Source organism: Shewanella sp. T24-MNA-CIBAN-0130 (assembly GCF_040310185.1).
Lineage (GTDB): Bacteria > Pseudomonadota > Gammaproteobacteria > Enterobacterales > Shewanellaceae > Shewanella > Shewanella psychromarinicola.
The window spans coordinates 1-261 of sequence record NZ_JBEOPP010000385.1; the positions used below are offsets into that span (position 1 = coordinate 1).

Annotated in this window: 1 protein-coding gene; it reads left to right on the forward strand. The window is 64.8% G+C overall.

Annotation, left to right across the window (positions count from 1 at the left end; all coding sequences use genetic code 11):
• The coding region (locus AAEZ02_RS22815) for an AMP-binding enzyme (protein ID WP_502959616.1) at positions 1-261 on the forward strand (261 nt) is incomplete at both ends.

The window sequence follows — 261 nt, forward strand, 5'->3', positions numbered from 1 at the left end:
ACCCGGCCGTGCAGATCGCTGCGGCAATCGGACGTCCCGACGTGCATGCTGGCGAGCTGCCGGTCGCGTACGTGCAGTTGAAAGCCGGCGCAACGGCAACCGAGACGGAGCTCGACACGTTCATACGCGGCATGATCGGCGAGCGCGCCGCGATACCGAAGCGGATCCATATCGTCGATACGATGCCGCTCACGGCGGTCGGCAAGATCTTCAAGCCCGAACTCAAACGATGGGAGACGTTCGACGCGCTGGTCTCCGCGC